Genomic DNA, 17,916 nt, shown 5'->3' with positions numbered 1-17,916 from the left:
ACTTTGATAGAGCGATATACTTTACCGGAAATGGGTCGGCTGTGGACTGAGCGCCACAAATATCAAACCTGGCTTGATGTTGAAATTGCTGTCTGCGAGGCAAGTGCGGAACTGGGATACATCCCAGCCGCAGCGGTAGATGAAATTAAGGCAAAAGCACAGTTCGATCCCCAAAGAATTGCCGAAATTGAGGCAGAAGTGCGCCATGATATCATTGCCTTCCTCACTAACGTGAACGAACATGTGGGGGATGCGGGGCGCTACATTCATCTGGGTCTAACTAGTTCCGATGTTCTGGATACGGCCCTGGCATTACAAATGGTACATAGCCTCAATCTTATTCTGGAACAAGTAGAGGTTCTGGTACAGGCAATTCGCTATCAGGCGCAGCAGCATCGCTACACGATTATGGCCGGACGTACGCATGGTATCCACGCGGAGCCGATTACGTTTGGGTTTAAGCTAGCGGGGTGGCTGGCTGAGGTACTGCGCCACCGCGATCGCCTGGTTAACCTGTCTAAAAGTGTGGCAGTGGGAAAGATCTCCGGGGCGGTGGGTACCTATGCCAATGTCGATCCGCGCCTTGAGGCGATCGCCTGCCAAAAACTCGGGCTAAAGCCGGATTGCGCCTCTACACAGGTGATTTCCCGCGATCGCCATGCGGAGTTTTTGCAAGTATTAGCCCTACTAACGGCATCGATCGAGCGCTTTGCGGTCGAGATCCGCAACCTCCAGCGCACGGATGTCCTGGAAGTAGAAGAATTTTTTGCCGCCGGACAAAAGGGTTCTTCGGCAATGCCGCACAAGCGCAATCCCATCCGCTCGGAGCGCTTGACGGGAATGGCGAGGGTGGTGAGGGGCTATGCCACCACTGCTTTAGAAAATGTGGCACTCTGGCACGAGCGGGATATTTCTCACAGTGCGGCGGAACGGGTGATCTTGCCCGATGCCTGCATCCTCAGTCACTTTATGCTGTCCGAGATAACGGATCTGGTCAAACATCTGCTAGTACACACTCACAATATGGAGCGCAATCTCAACTGCTATGGTGGTGTGGTCTTCAGCCAGCAAGTCTTACTTGCCCTGGTTAACAAGGGTTTGAGTCGGGAAGATAGCTACGCGATCGTGCAAAAGTGCGCCCACCAGGCCTGGAATAAGCCGGAAGGAAACTTCCGCGACCTAATTAGTAACGACGAGCGAGTTAATCAGTTACTTTCTGCCGAGGAACTGCGATCGTGCTTCGATCCGCAGAAGCATATGAAAAACCTGGATCAAATCTACCAACGTTTGGGCATATGATCTGTCCTGTCCCGGAGGAACAAAGACCTGTAAACGAGTATGTTGCCCTCAAGGAATCATTTTTCTTCCGCTGGGCCACCCTCGATCGCTTTGCCTACGTCAAGACTCTGGTTGCAATCTGGCTAGCCTGGTGGATAGTCACGGGGCCGGTTGCAGCAGTCAGTTTTTCTCCTGGCCGACATTTGGGACAATTCCTTGGTTTGAGCAGCATGGGGGCTACGGTGGGGTTAGCATTACCTCTGCTGCGCCTGCTTTTGGGCTGGGTATACATTAAAGATCGCCTGCAAAGCTCTACAGTTCTCTATGAGGAAACCGGATGGTATGACGGTCAACGCTGGCCAAAACCCGAAACTGACTTAATCAAGGAACGCTTGCTCGTTACCTATGAAGTCCAACCCATCCTAAATAAAATCCGCAACACTGTCATAGCTCTAGCGAGTCTTTTAGTTTTACAGCTCGCCCTTTGGCAATTTTTAGACTAGCTCTCCCCCGCCAGCTTAAATTAGTGAAACTTATGTCTTCACCCACGAATTAATCCTTATGTTTGCCCAATTTCGCGCACAATACCCACAGGGCAGCATCAAAACTGAGATGTTAGCTAAGGTAGACGGCTTACACGTATTTCGTGCCACAGTCGAGCATGGCGGCATCGTGCTCAGCACAGCTACCGCTGCCGATACCGACATTGAGGTGACAGAGGATCGAGCTGTGAAACGTGCCTTAATGATGGCGGGCTTTTCCTTTGACGATCGCTACGACATGAAAGCAACGCTGATGCCGCAGCAAGCGCACAACTTGAATAGCCTGAATAATGCGACCACCAACGCTCTGCCCAGGAAAAATACCGAAGCCCTACCCTCTTCAACCCAGGCAGCAATGCACTTTACCGAACAGCTAGATCTAGCCGAGCTTGGTTCCAACTACCACGATCGCGACTACGAAACCGAGCCAACTTTCTACGAAGAACCGGACTACGAACCACCGGAAACGCCCAGGACTCCCACTCCATTACCCGTAAAACCTTCTGTCACCACACCTGTGGCAGATCCACCATCAGCGCCATTTACCACCAGTCCGGTCGATCTCTCCGATCCGATCGCCCAAATAGATGTAGAAATGGAACGCTTGGGTTGGGATCGCAATATGGGACGCGATTATTTACAAAAAACCTTTCGGAAGCGATCGCGCCAGCAACTTACAGATAGCGAACTAATGCAATTTCTCACTCATCTAAAATCATTACCAACTCCTGCTAAGCTGTAGCATTTAGAAAAGGAAATAGAACCATACTCGCATTTAAATGACCCATGTCTGAAATTACAGCCGAACAACATCGCCAGAAAATGCAGCGCCGCCAGGAGGTTCAGGCGCAACGTTTGGCGGAACGCCAGCTAGAAAAAGGTTTGATTATCGTCCATACTGGTGATGGTAAGGGCAAAACTACGGCGGCACTGGGGATGGTGCTGCGATCGCTAGGCCACGGTTACCAAGTCGCGATCGTGCAGTTTATCAAAGGTGCCTGGAGTCCTGCGGAGAAAGCTGTATTCGAGCGTTGGGGCGATCGCATTACTTTTCTGGCGATGGGAGAAGGGTTTACATGGGAGACGCAGGATCGCGATCGCGATATCGCCCATGCAAGGTCAGCATGGGAAACCGCACTAACGTTCGTTCAAAATCCTGAAATCCAATTAGTGCTGCTGGATGAAATTAACGTAGCCATCAAGTTAGGCTACCTTACCGCTACCCAAGTAATTGCGGGATTAGAGCAAAAGCCTCCCAACTCCCACGTCATCTTGACTGGTAGAGGCGCGCCACCGGAGTTGATCGACTATGCCGATCTAGTCACAGAAATGAAACTAGTAAAGCATCCATTTCGCGAACAAGGGGTTAAAGCCCAAGCAGGTATCGAGTTTTAAGGCACTCTTTTGACTTGGGCGGAAATAGAGATGGAGATTTGTTGATTGCTTCTACCAATGGCGGCAACACTCTGTTTGGGGGGCAAGGCGATGACACGCTCTACGGTAGCGTCTCCAACTCCAACACCTTGAACGGCGACCTCGGTAACGACGTAGTGATTGCTGGCAATGGTGGCGATCGCACGATCGGCGACTCCGATCTCGGTCGCGCTGGTAACGATACCCTGATTGGGGGGCGAGGCAGCGACAACATGTTTGGTGGAGACGGCAGTGGTTTAGGTGCGGGTAACGATCAGTTCCAATTCTTCAGTGCGGTACCTCAAGACCTGGTAGCCTTCACGGGTGCCGAGCAAGTCGTCAGAAGCAGAGGTGGTTTCGGTGGTTCCGATACAATCTTCGACTTCGCCACGGGCGACACGATTTCGATTTCCCAATTAGACAGAAATGCTACGGTCAGCGTTACGACCAACTCGGCTGGCGCAGCGGTAATCGCGATTGCAGGCACGGCAAGCGACGGCACCCCTGCCAACCAAACTATTACAGTTGTGGGCGTGACGAAGGACGCACTGTTAGCTCCTGGCGCGCAGTTGTTTGCAGTCAACGGTCAGTTCATCACCACCAACGACACCGTTAACACTGGTGATGGTGCGACATCCACCTTCACCGTCGGTCAAGGCGCACCTGGTGCGAACATCAAGGGCGCAAACCTCATTGGTAGTCCTACCGCCGATACCTTCACCGACGATCCGATTGCAGCTACCACAGCTAATGGTATCCAATTGCTGACCACGGTCAACGACGATACCGTCACTGGTAACGCTGGCGATGACTACGCATTTGGTGCTGCTGATAACGACATCCTCAATGGTAACGCTAGTGCCACCGCTACTGGTGCTCCCACCACTCCTAACGGTGCGCCTGGGCTGGGCGATACGCTCATTGGCGGTCAAGGTTTTGATACCCTAACTGGTGGTTCTGGTACCGACAACTTCGTACTCGATGTCTTCCAGCCCGGGGTTATCGATACGATCGCTGACTTCAAGCCCGTAACGGAATTTGACCGCATCCTGATCAGCGCGGCTGGTTTTGGTGGTTCGCTCATTGCCGGTCAAAAAGCTATTGATCCTGCTCCAGCTAGCTTCTTCCTTAGCACTGGAGCAGGTGGCGTGGAAGGACAAAATTCTCCTGCTCCAATTGGCACTTCTAGTTTCTACTACGACAACGCTGGTGGTGGTCTCTACTACGACCAGGATGGTGGTGGTACTGGCACTAGGTTCACTCAGGTCGCTCAGGTCGCGCCACAGTTTGGTAATGCGTTGATTACTACTCACATAGTAATCGTTGCCTAGTTTTGGGCGGTCTCACATCCAGCACGTCTGAATACTGAATAGAAAAGAGGCGGTAGCGATCGCCTCTTTATTTTGGATTACACATCTATAAACAGGTCTTCGCCTTCCTGGGTAACAGCGAAACTAGCCACATCGCTAGGGGATTTGCCCATAGCCATCATTTTCTTGGCGACCCCAGGCAGGGGAATGCCGACTATGGATTCTACCCACTCCACATTTTTGCCAGTACAGACTTCAAACTTGGAGCCGTGGAAAGGGCAAGTAATTACGCCGTTTTCAAATTTACCTTTGGCTAATGGAAGTCCAAGGTGAGGGCATTTGTTCGCGATCGCGCAATACTTGTCGCCAACTTTAGCCACAATGACAGATTTACCGTTGGCACTAGCTTTTAGAACCTTGTCAGTGCTGACATCAGCAGTGGTGGCAACTTTGGTTTTAGTCATGATAGTGGACTCCTGTATGGAAGATTCTTAAAACTCTAGAAAATATAGCGTTAGACAGACCTGCTAGAACAGGGGGTGTGGGGGCTACGCTCCCACGCAGGGGTGAAACCCCTGCACCCCGCCCTAAGCCTACTGGCTATAGCTATAATTACTAGATCGTAACAGGATAGGACAATTTTGCAATTATACCTACAGGTACTGTTTTCAACATCAAGGATATGTTAGGCGATCGCCGTAACGCATCATCGTTAATTTTTAAATTGGCGAACTCAAGCGCTAGTTCCTAAGCTTCCAAGTTTTGCAGTATTGTACGCAATGTCTCCACTCGTTTGCGATTGACACCCAGATCTGATTCTCCTAAGCGAGAAGCCGAACGCACTTCAATGACATTCTTTTCTTTATTGAGATAAAACTCAACATCATCAACAAAACCCATCAGCGAGCTTGTAAATTCAGCGTAGAGATAATTCTCGCTTTCAGTAATAATTTTGGTTCTTTCCAAACTTTGAATTGCTGTTTTTAGATTCTGAAAAGCTTGCTCTGGCGAGGAGCGATAGCTTAGAGGCTCGATTGCATGCTTAGGATCGGAGCTTTGGCTAGAGACACAATTCGGCGTACTGGGGCAAGGTGCCAGCAGATTTGCGTTAACTCCCAAATTATGGGGTCGTTGTCCTGAAAATGAAAATAGAGCCATTGGAATTAGTGTAGAAGTACCTGCGTGCATAATAGAGCTTATGCTTACCCGTGCATAGGCAGGGTATGGTGCGTCGCATAGCATAGTAACACTTAATATCAAAGCTAAAAACAGCGAGAACAACTTCTGCATGAGATTCCTAGACTTGTGTTTTGAATAGTACGACCTAAACATTATCCAGCAAAAACAACTTTTTGTTAAGTATATATACGCATTCTTGTTGAGCCTCGTTCGTCCATCTTTCGCGCGGTCAGCGCGAACATCAACTTGCAATTCACTGGCAACATTCATGCAAATCTTGGCAAATCTAAATCCTAAAACTTCATCTCAATCGATAGTAGATGGGAGTCAGCAATATATCTCATTTACGTAGTTATTAGAGCCTAGTTGGGAAATTGATGATACTTTGTCCCCAACCCATAAATCTCCCAATTTTGAAGAGATTCGAGCTTCAGAATCCTCCAAGGTTGGGGACAGGGGCTAATGTAGAGATTTAGAAGATTTTTTAAACGCCCTCTCAGCGAAATTATAGGGATTACTCCCTTCGCCTGAACTAGTAAATTCTTAGCAAAAACTTAACATTAGAAATCTGTATGAATAGATACAAAAGGTTGTACTGTTAATTGGTGAAATTTTTAGATTACCTGGTTACTAACTGTGCCATTTCAAAATACAGAAAATGCCTAAGAAAATATTAAAAATTATCTTCGCAACTTTTGGGCTGATATTCAGCTTGCCGCTCGCTCCAGCACTCGCGCAAGCCGATCCCAAAAAGTTAGAAGAGATGATTACTGCTGCTAGTACTGCTGCTAGCGCAGCGCAGACTTCGGCGGATAACGGTTATATGTTACTGTGTTCTGCTCTAGTTTTACTAATGACTCCGGGATTAGCTTTTTTCTACGGTGGATTTGTTGCTAAGCGCAATATCCTGAACACCTTGATGATGAGCTTCTTGCTCATGGGAATTGTGGGCGTAAGCTGGGTATTATGGGGCTACAGCCTTGCCTTTGCACCAGGGACATCCTTCATCGGAGGGCTGCAATGGTTATTTCTCAATGGCGTTGGTATTGATGTCAGTGCTTATCTTCCCAAACTCACCCCCGATGATGCCGTCACTTCCTATGCTGCTACCATTCCACACCAAACCTTCATGATCTATCAGGCGATGTTTGCCATCATCACGCCTGCTTTGATCTCAGGAGCGATCGTCGAGCGGATTAGCTTCAAAGCTTACACGTTATTCATGCTGTTGTGGTCAACCCTCATCTACTGTCCCCTAGCACACATGGTATGGGCAAAAGGAGGCATGCTCGGTTTGTACGGTGGCATAGGTGCTTTAGATTTTGCCGGCGGTACGGTCGTGCATATTAGCTCCGGAGTTTCCGCACTGGTTGCAGCGATCGTAATTGGCGCTCGAAGAACCTATCCAGATCGGCTCACTGCTCCTCATAACGTCCCTTTTATTCTGTTGGGAGCCGGGTTGCTCTGGTTTGGTTGGTTTGGCTTCAATGCCGGTAGTGCTTTGGGGGCTGGCTCCTTAGCAACAGTTGCGTTCGTCGCTACCAATTCAGCTACAGCAGCAGCAATGTTAACCTGGTTGATTCTAGAACAGGTGCTAAAGGGCAAACCAACGGCTGTTGGCGCTGCCACTGGAGCTGTCGCGGGTTTAGTTGGAGTTACTCCTGCCGCAGGTTTTGTTAACCCCATCGGTGCAATTCTAATTGGCAGTATTACTGCTACATGTTGCTTCTTTGCAATTAGCTTCAAATCTAAGTTAGGAATTGATGATGCCTTAGATACCTATCCCGTTCACGGTGTGGGTGGAACAGTGGGCGCAATTCTAACCGGAGTTTTCGCCGTGAAAGCTGTTAACTCGGCGGGCGCAGATGGCCTAATTGCTGGCAAACCCGGACAAGTTGTCACGCAAATTATTGCCGTTGTCGTCGCTTATTTAATTGCTGGGATCGGTACTTTTATCATCCTACAGATTGTTAAGGCTCTAGTCGGCCTGCGCGTCAAACCAGAAGTTGAATTCCAAGGTATGGATATCAACGAACATGGTGAAGAAGGCTATGGCGAAGAGTTTGGCGGTGGAGTCAGTCAAATGGGAGGAAAAGCTAGTCCGATCGATGGATAGCATTCCTGATGGAACTCAAATTTATCAACTATTAGACAACTAGACAATTAGACAATTAACTGGGAGATGGAACGCGATCGCATTCTGTCTCCTATATTTTTGAGATTATGCTACTAAAACGCCAGGGGATGCTTGCTTGGGTAAAATTTTGACCAGATCGATTTTGGCACAGTAGGCAATATCAGCACTACAGTTGAGGCGTAATAGGCGCTGGCCGTGGCTAGCAGCAAGGAATAACTCCTCTAAGCGATCGCTCCATTGGCGATATAAAGATAATGCCGCGATCGCCTCATCATTTCCCCATTCGCACGAGCCATCCAAACCGCTAGCGATCGCCCCCGCACAAGCCGTATCCTCTAAAGAAAAACTGCCCTCCCAACCTGAGCCAACAATCCAAACCGTTTCGGGTTGCGCCTGTTTGAGATAATTCAATACGGAACCAAGATTAATCATGGCAGCGGCCAAGACCGTTGGCGCAGCTTTAACGCGTTGGAGCGAGCGAGTACCATTGGTCGTACTCATAAAAATTCGCTTATCTTTTACCACCTCTGCCGTATAGTCAAATGGCGAGTTACCTAAGTCAAATCCTTCCACTGTACCGCCCCCACGTTCCGCTGCTCTCAGCCTTAAATGGGCAGGATGCAAATTACTAGTTTGCATTAGTTCGTCTAGATCGGCAAAAACCTGCACCGCTTCTGCCCCAGCAGCTAAAGCGGTAGTAATCGTAGTAGTAGCACGTAAAATATCGACTGCGATCGCGCACTCTGGTATTTCGTTGTCTGGCGCTAGTTCGGGGGTGTGGTAGACAAATAGCTTCATTAGTTAAGGATTAGTTGATATAGCAGTAATCAGTTTTAACGCCATCGACAATTTGGCAGCAAACAACTAAGTTTTAATACTTATTTAATATATCTTTATAGTTTGATTTACGATAGCTGCAAGACTAAATTATTCCCACTCGTCGGTCTCTACATTGCTCTCAGATTGCATATCCTGTTGCATATTCTGCATATCTTGCTGCACTGCTTGCCAATTAACTTCCGATGCAGTTTGCGATCTGACTGGACTACCTCTGTGCAATTGCACCAGATGGCTGCACCAGTCTGCCATTAGATCTAACTGGTGATTCACCATTACTACTGTTGTTGGTGGTTGCGATCGAGTCAATTCCTGCAAAATATCTAGCAAAAGACCCGCTCGAAAGCGATCGAGCGCAGAAGTTGGTTCGTCTAGTAATAGGATCTCTGGCTCAGCGACCAGTGCCCGAGAGATCGCGACCCATTGCCGTTGCCCTACCGACAGTTGCAGTTCCGAGCGTTGAACTAACTTAGAGTCAAACTGAAGTTTGTCCAGCCACAGATCCAGGCGATCTTGAATTTGTTTTTTGGGCATCCCGACTAGCTTGAGGGGATAGGCGATCGCCTCAGCCACAGGCATACCTAGCAAGGTTGGTTCTTGCGCGACTAACATAATCCGACGGCGCAAATCGATCGCGGGCAGTTGTTTAATATCATTTCCCCAGGCATAAATTTTGCCAGAGGTTGGATCGATGAGGCGATTCAGCAATCGCAGAAGGGTGGTTTTCCCAGACCCCGATGCTCCTACTATCCCCGTGCGGCTGCCAGCCGCGATCGCCACAGAGCAATTATGCAGGATATTTTGGTATGACACCAGTTGCAATTGCAACACATCCTGGGACGTTTCCAATACATTCACTAACTTTTTGGTCACTCAGGGCTTATCTTAAAATTTCTCGTTATTGGTTGCATCAACATTAGCAGATCGTTTCCGGAGTTCGTCGAACTCACGTCTACAATTAGCCCCCTGCCCCGAGTTAGCCGCACGGAGGGTTAAAAATGAGCTACAGTGAATAGCGATCGCAATTTGGTTCTCGCGGGAGACAGCCGCTAGAAGTAATGGGGAAAGTTCGGCGTAAATCCGACACTGTCCCGCAACTGTAGATTTCAGTCCGTGCTGAAAAAGTCAGGATGCCCGCCAAATTTGAGCGATTGAGACTGCAAGTTAAATATCTGCGAGGTACAGATAAATTCTCTATGTCAAATCGAATTGCGTTAAATCAAATTTCAAATCAACATGCTTTGTTTGTATGTACGACCTGCGCTAGTATCTGGCAAGATGGTAAGCGCGTTGGTACTAGTGGCGGACAGGTAATGCTGGAGCAGTTAACCCAACTGCATCGAGATTGGGAGCTACGGGAAGAATTTCCCATCCGCGCTGTAGAATGCATGAGTGCCTGCAGTCATCCCTGCGCTGTGGCATTGACTGGGGATGGTAAGCATACCTATTTATTTGGGGATCTGTCGCTCGATCCCGAAACTTTTGAGGCCACGACTGCGGCAATTTTGGAATGTGCTGGTAAGTACTATCGTGCCGATGATGGGATCTTGCCTTGGTCAGAGCGTCCCGCGCCACTGAAGAAAGGAATACTGGCTCGTATTCCACCTCTGCGAAAAGTTGCGGCCAATCTGCGCTAGATTTTTTGACATCCCATCGCTTGGAATGTCGTGACAGTTTTATCGTTCAAATTGGTATAAAATTAAAATTCTCATGCATAAAATTCCCGTAACTGTAATTACTGGCTTTCTTGGAGCTGGAAAAACTACTTTGGTGCGATATCTCTTGCAAAACAATCAGGGTAGACGCATTGCTGTAGTAGTGAATGAGTTCGGTGAGATTGGTATCGACGGCGAACTGCTACGTTCTTGTCAAGTTTGCGATGACGATGACTCTGCGAACGATATCGCTAGTAATATTGTGGAATTAAATAATGGCTGTCTGTGCTGTACGGTGCAGGAAGAGTTTCTACCCACCATGCAAGAGTTGTTAAAGCGACGCGATCGCCTGGACTGCATCCTGATCGAAACTTCGGGTCTAGCCCTACCAAAGCCGCTAATTCAAGCATTTCGCTGGCCAACGGTACGTACGGGCGCTACAGTTGATGGTGTGTTGACCGTGGTAGATTGCGAAGCAGTAGCGAACGGACAATTTGCGACAGATTTGGATGCCATTAACGCTCAGCGCCTGGAAGATCCCAATTTAGAACACGAAACTCCCATTGAGGAATTATTTGAAGATCAGTTAGCTTGTGCCGATCTAGTTCTGCTCGCAAAAGTAGATCGGGTGGATGGCACTACGCAGGAGAAAGTGCAGAAATGGTTGAGGCAAGAACTCCCAGAAACTGTGAAAATTATTCCCTGCAAACAAGGAGAAGTTAATCCCAGTCTTCTTTTAGGATTTAATGCCGCCGTTGAGGATAACTTAGAGAGCCGTCCCAGCCATCATGACTATGAAGAGGAGCACGAACACGATGATGGTATTAACTCAATTCATCTCGATCTAGATCGGGAATTTGAACCTTCAGCCCTGGTCAAACAGTTGGAGCAGCTAGTCGCTCGGCAGGAAATCTACCGTATTAAGGGATTTGTAGCAGTGCCCAAGAAATCTATGCGATTGGTTTTGCAAGCCGTAGGTTCGCGATTTGACTATTTCTACGATCGCCCTTGGCAACCCTCTGAATCGAGACAAACTCGTCTGGTATTTATCGGTCAAGAATTGGATGGCGTTGCGATCGAGCGCTCTGTTGCTACTGTGGCATTATGACAATTGCACGCTTAGTTAAAATCCTCTGTCAGAAATCTCCATGAAACTAGCTAATACCTACGGTTATTACTCCGACGACGATCGCGAATATATCATTACCAATCCCCGCACGCCGCGACCCTGGTTTAACTACATGTGGAACGGTCATTACACTAGCTTGATTTCCCATACGGGTGGTGGTTTCAGCTTTCTTGACTCGCCTCGCGATAATCGCATCTCGCGCATGCGCTACAACTGCCTGCCGTGGGATCGCCCCGGTCGCTATGTCATGGTGAAGGATACAAAGACAAGCCAGTATTGGTCTTTGAGTTGGGCACCGACGATAGATTTAAATTACGATAAATACGAATGCCATCACGGTCAAGGTTATACCAGGATCGTCACAGAAATTAATGGCATTCGCGGTGAGATTACCTACTTTGTGCCCGCAGATGTGGATGCTGAAATTTGGCGGGTCGAATTAACTAACTTAACTGGTGCAGATCGCAATCTGGAGGTGTACTCGTTTACCGAATTGCTCATGGGCAACGCACTCAACGATCTGATCAATCAACCCAACGACAAGCACTTTACCGATATCCATTTCGATGCCGATCTGCGATCGCTGGTTGCCACCCGTCGCTACTGGGTGTTGAACAAAAAAGTGTCGGTGGCACAACCGAATATCGATTGGCAATATCGCATCTACTTCACGCAAACGCTGCCCATCTCCGGCTTTGATAGCAGCCTGGATGTCTTTATCGGGCGCTGGCGATCGGAAGCCAACCCCGAGGCCGTAGAGAAGAGCCGGATGCAGAATACCGAAATTACCGCAGGCGACCCGATCGCCGCCTTGCAGTCTCGCGTAGTCCTACCCGCCTCTGGTAAAGTAAATTTTGCCGTAATTTGCGCGATCGCTCCCAAAGAGAATTCTCAATCCCCTATCGAGACAGCAGATTTGAGCAATCTCGAAGTCATAGATCGCGCCTTTGCCGAGCTTAAGGCGAAATGGGATAAGCATTTGGATGTAGTGCATGTCGATACGCCCGATCCGAAATTCAACGCGATGTTAAACGTGTGGAATCAGTATCAGGCTGCTGCCACGTTTGATATGGCGAGAAATGCTGGTTACTATCACGGCGGACTATTATTCGGTACGGGCTTGCGCGACCAGTTCCAAGATATCCTCGGTGTCGTGATGGTGGATCGCGATCGCGTCCGAAGTCGCCTCTTAAATGCGCTGCGATTTCAATTCCAAGATGGCTCGACTTTGCATAACTTTTTTAAATTAACCAATACAGGCGAACGCACCAATCACTCCGATACACCGCTATGGATTCCCTTTGGTTTAGTAGAATATCTGAATGAAACCGGGGATTTCTCTATTCTGGATGAAGTAGTAGCCTATCACGACGAAGGCGAAGGTAGCGTCTACGAGCATATGGTGAGGGCTTTGCTCTACGCGATCGCGAATCTAGGCGAGCATGGAATGCCTAAAATTCGCAATGGTGACTGGAACGATACGCTCGACCACGTGGGGCCGCAGGGTAAGGGCGAGACAGTCTGGGGCGCGTTTTTCCTGGGCTACGTTCTGCGCAAGACATTTCCAGTATTAGAGCTAAGGAGCGATCGCGATCGTTTGGAAAAGTTTCAGCAGATCTATGAGAGTTTAGGTAAAGCCACAAACGAGCATTGTTGGGATGGCGAGTGGTATTTGCGGGCATTTCGCGATAACGGCAAACCGATTGGCATCTCTGCCCACAAGCAAGGCAAAATTTTTCTCAATGCCCAATCATGGTCGGTAATTTCTGGTCTGGCACCGAAGCAGAGAGCCGATAAAGCTCTAGCTTCCTGTCGCAAATACCTGACTACTCCCTATGGAATGCAGATTGTTTATCCTTCCTATACTGAGATTGAGGATAATGTGGGATTGATTAGTCGTTGCGTCCCAGGCAAAAAGGAAAACGGGGCTGTTTTCAACCATGCTTCGTCCTGGTTTGTGCTGGCGAGTTTAATTAATGGCGATGTCGATCTTGGCTTTGATATCTACCAGCGCATGATGCCGATTAATTCTGCTCGGGATATCGATCGCTATGAAGTAGAACCCTACGTCTATGCAGAATACGTCACCAGTCCCGACCATCCCACCCAGGGACAAGCCAGCCATTCCTGGCTAACTGGTACGGCGGTATGGATGCTGCGCATTGGTATCGACTACATTATTGGTTTCAATCCTACTTTAGATGGCATGACTATCGATCCGCATATTCCTTCCCATTGGCAAGGGTTTACCGCATATCGGAAATTCCGAGGCAAGACATTAAAATTGCAGGTTGCGAATCCCAATGGCAAAAATTCAGGCGTGTCATCCATGACTGTGAACGGGCAACAGGTCGCGGGCAATTTCTTGAGAACGAGCGATTATAGTGAGATAGAGTTGGCGATCGCGGTTAGCCTATAGCAATGTAGGGGGCAGGTTTTGCCAAAGCCCTATTGCTAAAAGGCAATAACTTCTAGCCAAACCTGCCCTTACCTGTGGCGTGCCAACGAGCAATTTGCAAATGGAATTAATTTATGTTCGATCGCCTTTTTACTACGTCCAACCAATCCACTCCCTCCGACCAGATCTATACCCATGCCGAATTAGCTTTTCCTACGACAGGTGTAACTTTTGTGCAGGGCGATCGCGCGCTGCATAGACCCTACATCGTATTTAATATGGTCTCTAGCGTGGATGGGAAAGCCTCAACCAGTCCGGGTGGGTTAGAGGGATTGGGTTCGAGAAGCGATCGCCTTCTCATGCAACGCTTGCGGGCGCAGGTGGATGCAGTATTGGTGGGAGGAGCGACGCTGAGGGTCGATCCATTTATCCCTACCGTGCCGGAGCACCTCAGCGAAGAGCGATCGCGCGATTTTCCCAATCGACCTCAACCCTTGGGCATGGTAGTCAGTCATAGTGGCGATTTACCTTTAGACCATCGGTTTTGGCAAGCCGATCGCAATCTCCGAGTCGTGTTTCTGGGCGAATCGGCAAGTCGGGAGGCAGAGGAGGCTTTGAGCTTAAGAGCGGAAGTGGTGCGATTGCCCAAAGATGTAAATCGACAAGGAGAAGATCTAGCATTCATGCTGCACTTTATGTGCGAGCGGCTGAGAATTAAGTGGCTCCTGGTGGAAGGGGGACCATCGCTGAATTATGCGCTGATTTCGCGGCGATGGAGCGATGAGATATTTTTGACCGTGTCGCCGCGATTAGTGGGCGGGATCGAGAACATCACGGCGATCGCAGGTGATGGTTATGGTATGGGTGGTATGGGCGGCGAGAATCTTCCGCATCTCCAATTGCAATCGATTTATCACCACGACAACGAGTTGTATTTGCGATATCAAATCGTATAGCTATAGCGGTTTTCAGATGAAAACGAGAAGGGGGTTTGGGGGCGTTGCCCCCAAGAAGGGGTTCCACCCCTTCACCCCGTCAATAAAACCCGTTCTCAAGTGAAAACCGCTATAGCGAAGACACGTTGCGCCTCGTAGCAGCACGCACTACGCACTAGCTGTTAATGACTTTACGAATCGTGGTGAGTAATTCTTGGGTAGTGCAGGGCTTGGGTAAAAAGGCGCGTATACCATTACCCGTGGTCTGTGCTAATGCTTCCATTGAGGCTACGCCACTATTGGCAATAATCTTTACCTGTGGGTTCATTTTTTGTAGAGTACGAATTGCAGTCTCGCCTCCCATCGTTGGCATCATCATATCCATCAATACAACGGCAATTTCCTGCTGATGTGCAACGTACTGAGCGATCGCCTCTATCCCATTATTAGCGGTGACGATCCTGTAATTATGCGTTGTCAAAGCCATCTCAATCGTCTCGCGAATTGACGCTTCATCATCGACGACCAGGATCAGTTCTCCCTGCCCGAGGGGGAACTCCGGTTCTGCGGTTGGGAAGATTTTGCTAGCAGGCACCGCAGGCAGGAATAGCTTGAATTGCGTACCTTGACCCACTTGACTTAAGACGTTGATAAAGCCTCCGTGACTTTTAACGATGCCAAGGACGGTTGAAAGACCCAGTCCCGTACCTTTACCAAAGGCTTTAGTTGTAAAAAAAGGCTCGAATATGCGCTCCAGCACATCTGGTGGGATCCCCACACCAGTATCCGCAATCGCGATCGCAACATACCGCCCAACTTGAGCGTCGATATACAAGCGCGTATAGCTTTCATCTACAAATAGATTTTCAGCAGCAACGGATAGATTACCTCCAGAGGGCATGGCATCGCGAGCGTTGACAACCAGGTTGATCAGTACCTGGTGCAGTTGCGTGGCATCGCCGTAGACATCCCAAAGATTTTTGACTATATCTACAGAAAAATCGATGGACTTAGGAAATGTCTGTTTGACAATCTGTTCTATTTCCGAAATCAAATACTTGACTGACAAATGTACGCGATCGCCCTCTACACCCCTGGCAAACGATAGCACCTGCTTCACCAGATCTGCACCGCGTTTGGCGCTGGTTTCAATAATTTCTAGCATTCGTCGATTTGGGTCGTCTTTTCGTACTTTTGCTTGTATTAGTTGGGAGGCTGCTAGAATCGGAGCGAGGACATTATTCAAATCGTGAGCAATACCGCTGGCAAGCGTGCCAAGGCTTTCCAGGCGTTGAGCGCGGAGGAACTGCATTTCCAGTTGCTTCTTTTCTGTGATATCAGTATCAACCGTGAGAATGGATTTAGGATGGCCATGGGCATCTCGTGCCAATGTCCATCGACTTTGCACGACGATCTCTTTCCCATCTTTTCTGACTTTGTGTAGTTCTCCTTGCCACTTACCTTCGGCCATCACTATCTTTAGAGCTTGTTTCAGTTGAGGGGAAATTTCTTTATACAGAATTTGATTCGCATCTTTGCCGATCGCCTCATCTGCCAGCCATCCCAATAATCGTTCTGCGCCTTTATTCCAAAACAGGATACGGTGTTGCAGATCCCGAACTAAAATTGCATCTGTGGAGATATTGAGCAATGCCGCTTGTTCGCGGATGACTTGCTCAGATTGTCGCCGTTCTGCGAGTTCTGACTGCACTTGCTGGTAGAGTTCTGACTGCTGGATCGCAATACCTAACTGTGTTGCCAACTGCTGCATTAACTCGATCTCAAGCGATCGCCACTGTCGTGGCTGACTGCATTGATGGGCGATCAATAGCCCCCACAGAGAGTCGTTCACAAGAATCGGCGTAGTTAGTTTAGCGCGGACGCACCATTGCTCGACAAACTCTAGCAAACAGGGAGTTAATCCCGTATCCTCTGCTTTGACATCCTCGATCGCGCGCATCCTCCCCTGACGGTATAACTCCTGATATTCCAGTGGGAGTACTTCTTCTGGGAATGACATGCCCAGGATGGCTGGGTATTCCGGTAAAACAGACTCAGCGATCGTCCTGCCTACCCCATGTGACAATATCCGATAGATCAGCACGCGATCTGCTTGGAGGAATTGCCGCACTTCCCCAACTGTCGTGTTGAGAATTTCAGTTAGATTTAGCGATCGGCGAATCCGTTGTGCTATTGCGATGATTAATTTTTCCCGCTTAATTTCCTGCTGTCTTGCCAATTCCGCTTGCTTGCGCTCGATCGCGTAGCGCATGGAACGAGCCAGCATGTTGCCATTTACTTGCCCCTTGACTAAATAGTCCTGCGCCCCCTCCTGCATCGCCTTAATTGCCAGTATTTCATCATCCAAACCCGTCAATACAATGATGGGTGTAGTGGGAGAATGCGTTCGAGCTTTGATAAAAGTTTCTAATCCCTGACTATCTGGGAGCGATAGATCGAGGATAGCGACATCAAAGCTTTGCTCGTTTAAATATGCTACAGCCTTTTCCAGACAGTCGGCGTGGGTTAAATTGAATCGCACTGATGCGACCTCGCTCAAAAACTCCTCTAGCAGGCGAGCATCACCGGGGTTATCTTCAACCAGCAGGACATGCATGGGACGATTTACGATTGTCATCATTGCGTTGGTTAGGTTGAGGGTAACTTGACGATAGTAAACCAGAAATCTTCAATCGATCTGACAATTGTAGCGAAGCGATCGAAATCTACAGGTTTAGTGATATAGCAATTCGCACTAAGATTGTAGGCTCGGAGAATATCCTCATCGGACTGAGAAGTAGTGAGAATAACTACTGGAATCCGTTTGAGGTTTTCATCGGCCTTGATTTCTGATAATACCTCCCGCCCATCTTTCCGGGGTAGGTTCAGATCGAGCAGGATCAAGTCCGGGCGATCGCAGTTGGTATATTTGCCCTGCCTGCGTAGAAATTCTAAAGCTTCTACCCCATCCTCAACAGTATGCAAATTGATGCGGATTTTGCCATCTTCGAGTGCAATTTTGGTGAGATTAGCATCCCCAGGATTGTCCTCAACTAATAAAACCTCAAATAACCTACTAACTGGACTATTATCCATGCGCTCG

General features: G+C 48.6%; 16 protein-coding genes and 1 riboswitch. Of the genes, 10 read left to right on the top strand and 6 right to left on the bottom strand.

Annotated features, from left to right (window positions below):
* Positions 1-3: 3 nt before the first annotated feature.
* The 5 genes from purB to PSE6802_RS0110585 are packed head-to-tail and all read left to right on the top strand — an operon-like array spanning position 4 to position 4,564.
* A complete protein-coding gene (gene purB / locus PSE6802_RS0110605; protein WP_026103220.1) occupies positions 4-1,299 on the top strand; it encodes an adenylosuccinate lyase in 1,296 nt (431 codons plus the stop codon).
* Positions 1,296-1,781 carry a CGLD27 family protein gene (locus PSE6802_RS0110600; RefSeq protein WP_019500042.1) on the top strand — a complete coding sequence of 162 codons (486 nt, stop codon included), beginning with the start codon at positions 1,296-1,298 and terminating at the stop codon, positions 1,779-1,781. The genes purB and PSE6802_RS0110600 overlap by 4 nt, the downstream gene beginning before the upstream one ends.
* Positions 1,782-1,839: 58 nt before the next feature.
* Complete coding sequence (locus tag PSE6802_RS0110595; protein ID WP_019500041.1) at positions 1,840-2,562, top strand: hypothetical protein; 723 nt, start codon at positions 1,840-1,842, stop codon at positions 2,560-2,562.
* A gap of 44 nt (positions 2,563-2,606) precedes the next feature.
* Positions 2,607-3,215 carry a cob(I)yrinic acid a,c-diamide adenosyltransferase gene (gene cobO, locus PSE6802_RS0110590; RefSeq protein ID WP_019500040.1) on the top strand — a complete coding sequence of 203 codons (609 nt, stop codon included), beginning with the start codon at positions 2,607-2,609 and terminating at the stop codon, positions 3,213-3,215.
* Between the two features lie 38 nt (positions 3,216-3,253).
* Positions 3,254-4,564, top strand: a complete 1,311-nt coding sequence (locus PSE6802_RS0110585) for a calcium-binding protein (protein WP_225902667.1) — start codon at positions 3,254-3,256, stop codon at positions 4,562-4,564.
* 77 nt (positions 4,565-4,641) lie between these two features.
* Here the strand turns inward: PSE6802_RS0110585 and PSE6802_RS0110580 are convergent, their stop codons facing one another.
* Together PSE6802_RS0110580 and PSE6802_RS0110575 are read right to left on the bottom strand one after the other, a co-directional pair.
* Positions 4,642-5,007 carry a Rieske (2Fe-2S) protein gene (locus tag PSE6802_RS0110580; protein ID WP_019500038.1) on the bottom strand — a complete coding sequence of 122 codons (366 nt, stop codon included), beginning with the start codon at positions 5,005-5,007 and terminating at the stop codon, positions 4,642-4,644.
* Positions 5,008-5,290: 283 nt separating this feature from the next.
* Positions 5,291-5,701: a DUF1499 domain-containing protein gene (locus tag PSE6802_RS0110575; protein ID WP_036946027.1), complete on the bottom strand. Its 411-nt coding sequence runs from the start codon at positions 5,699-5,701 to the stop codon at positions 5,291-5,293.
* A gap of 679 nt (positions 5,702-6,380) precedes the next feature.
* Here PSE6802_RS0110575 and PSE6802_RS0110570 point away from each other — a divergent pair.
* Positions 6,381-7,838, top strand: coding sequence for an ammonium transporter (locus PSE6802_RS0110570; protein ID WP_019500036.1), 1,458 nt, complete (start codon positions 6,381-6,383; stop codon positions 7,836-7,838).
* Between the two features lie 105 nt (positions 7,839-7,943).
* Here PSE6802_RS0110570 and PSE6802_RS0110565 read toward each other — a convergent pair whose 3' ends face one another.
* On the bottom strand, positions 7,944-8,657 hold the full coding sequence (locus PSE6802_RS0110565) for a 2-phosphosulfolactate phosphatase family protein (RefSeq protein WP_019500035.1): 714 nt from the start codon (positions 8,655-8,657) through the stop codon (positions 7,944-7,946).
* A gap of 129 nt (positions 8,658-8,786) precedes the next feature.
* The gene (locus PSE6802_RS0110560) at positions 8,787-9,569 is read right to left on the bottom strand and encodes an ABC transporter ATP-binding protein (RefSeq protein ID WP_019500034.1); all 783 of its coding nucleotides are present in this window, start codon (positions 9,567-9,569) and stop codon (positions 8,787-8,789) included.
* A gap of 137 nt (positions 9,570-9,706) precedes the next feature.
* A riboswitch (cobalamin riboswitch) is annotated at positions 9,707-9,852 on the top strand.
* A 40-nt stretch (positions 9,853-9,892) separates the two neighbouring features.
* Between PSE6802_RS0110560 and PSE6802_RS0110555 the strand changes: the two genes are divergently transcribed.
* The 4 genes from PSE6802_RS0110555 (at position 9,893) to PSE6802_RS0110540 (ending at position 14,834) form a co-directional block, all read left to right on the top strand.
* Positions 9,893-10,333 (top strand): DUF1636 family protein, encoded by a 441-nt coding sequence (locus PSE6802_RS0110555; RefSeq protein ID WP_071592337.1) that lies wholly within the window; start codon positions 9,893-9,895, stop codon positions 10,331-10,333.
* A 73-nt stretch (positions 10,334-10,406) separates the two neighbouring features.
* A complete protein-coding gene (cobW, locus tag PSE6802_RS0110550; protein ID WP_019500032.1) occupies positions 10,407-11,459 on the top strand; it encodes a cobalamin biosynthesis protein CobW in 1,053 nt (350 codons plus the stop codon).
* A gap of 40 nt (positions 11,460-11,499) precedes the next feature.
* Complete coding sequence (locus tag PSE6802_RS0110545; RefSeq protein ID WP_019500031.1) at positions 11,500-13,899, top strand: glycoside hydrolase family 94 protein; 2,400 nt, start codon at positions 11,500-11,502, stop codon at positions 13,897-13,899.
* Positions 13,900-14,012: 113 nt separating this feature from the next.
* Entirely contained in the window at positions 14,013-14,834 is an 822-nt protein-coding gene (locus PSE6802_RS0110540; protein ID WP_019500030.1) for a RibD family protein, read from the top strand.
* A 154-nt stretch (positions 14,835-14,988) separates the two neighbouring features.
* Here the strand turns inward: PSE6802_RS0110540 and PSE6802_RS0110535 are convergent, their stop codons facing one another.
* Both PSE6802_RS0110535 and PSE6802_RS0110530 read right to left on the bottom strand, forming a co-directional pair.
* Positions 14,989-17,451: a response regulator gene (locus PSE6802_RS0110535; protein ID WP_019500029.1), complete on the bottom strand. Its 2,463-nt coding sequence runs from the start codon at positions 17,449-17,451 to the stop codon at positions 14,989-14,991.
* A gap of 11 nt (positions 17,452-17,462) precedes the next feature.
* A complete protein-coding gene (locus PSE6802_RS0110530; protein WP_019500028.1) occupies positions 17,463-17,909 on the bottom strand; it encodes a response regulator in 447 nt (148 codons plus the stop codon).
* Positions 17,910-17,916 lie beyond the last annotated feature (7 nt).

This window comes from Pseudanabaena sp. PCC 6802, assembly GCF_000332175.1.
Taxonomy (GTDB): domain Bacteria; phylum Cyanobacteriota; class Cyanobacteriia; order Pseudanabaenales; family Pseudanabaenaceae; genus PCC-6802.
Note: the sequence above shows the minus strand (reverse complement) of the source record. Positions and strands in the feature narration are given on the sequence as shown.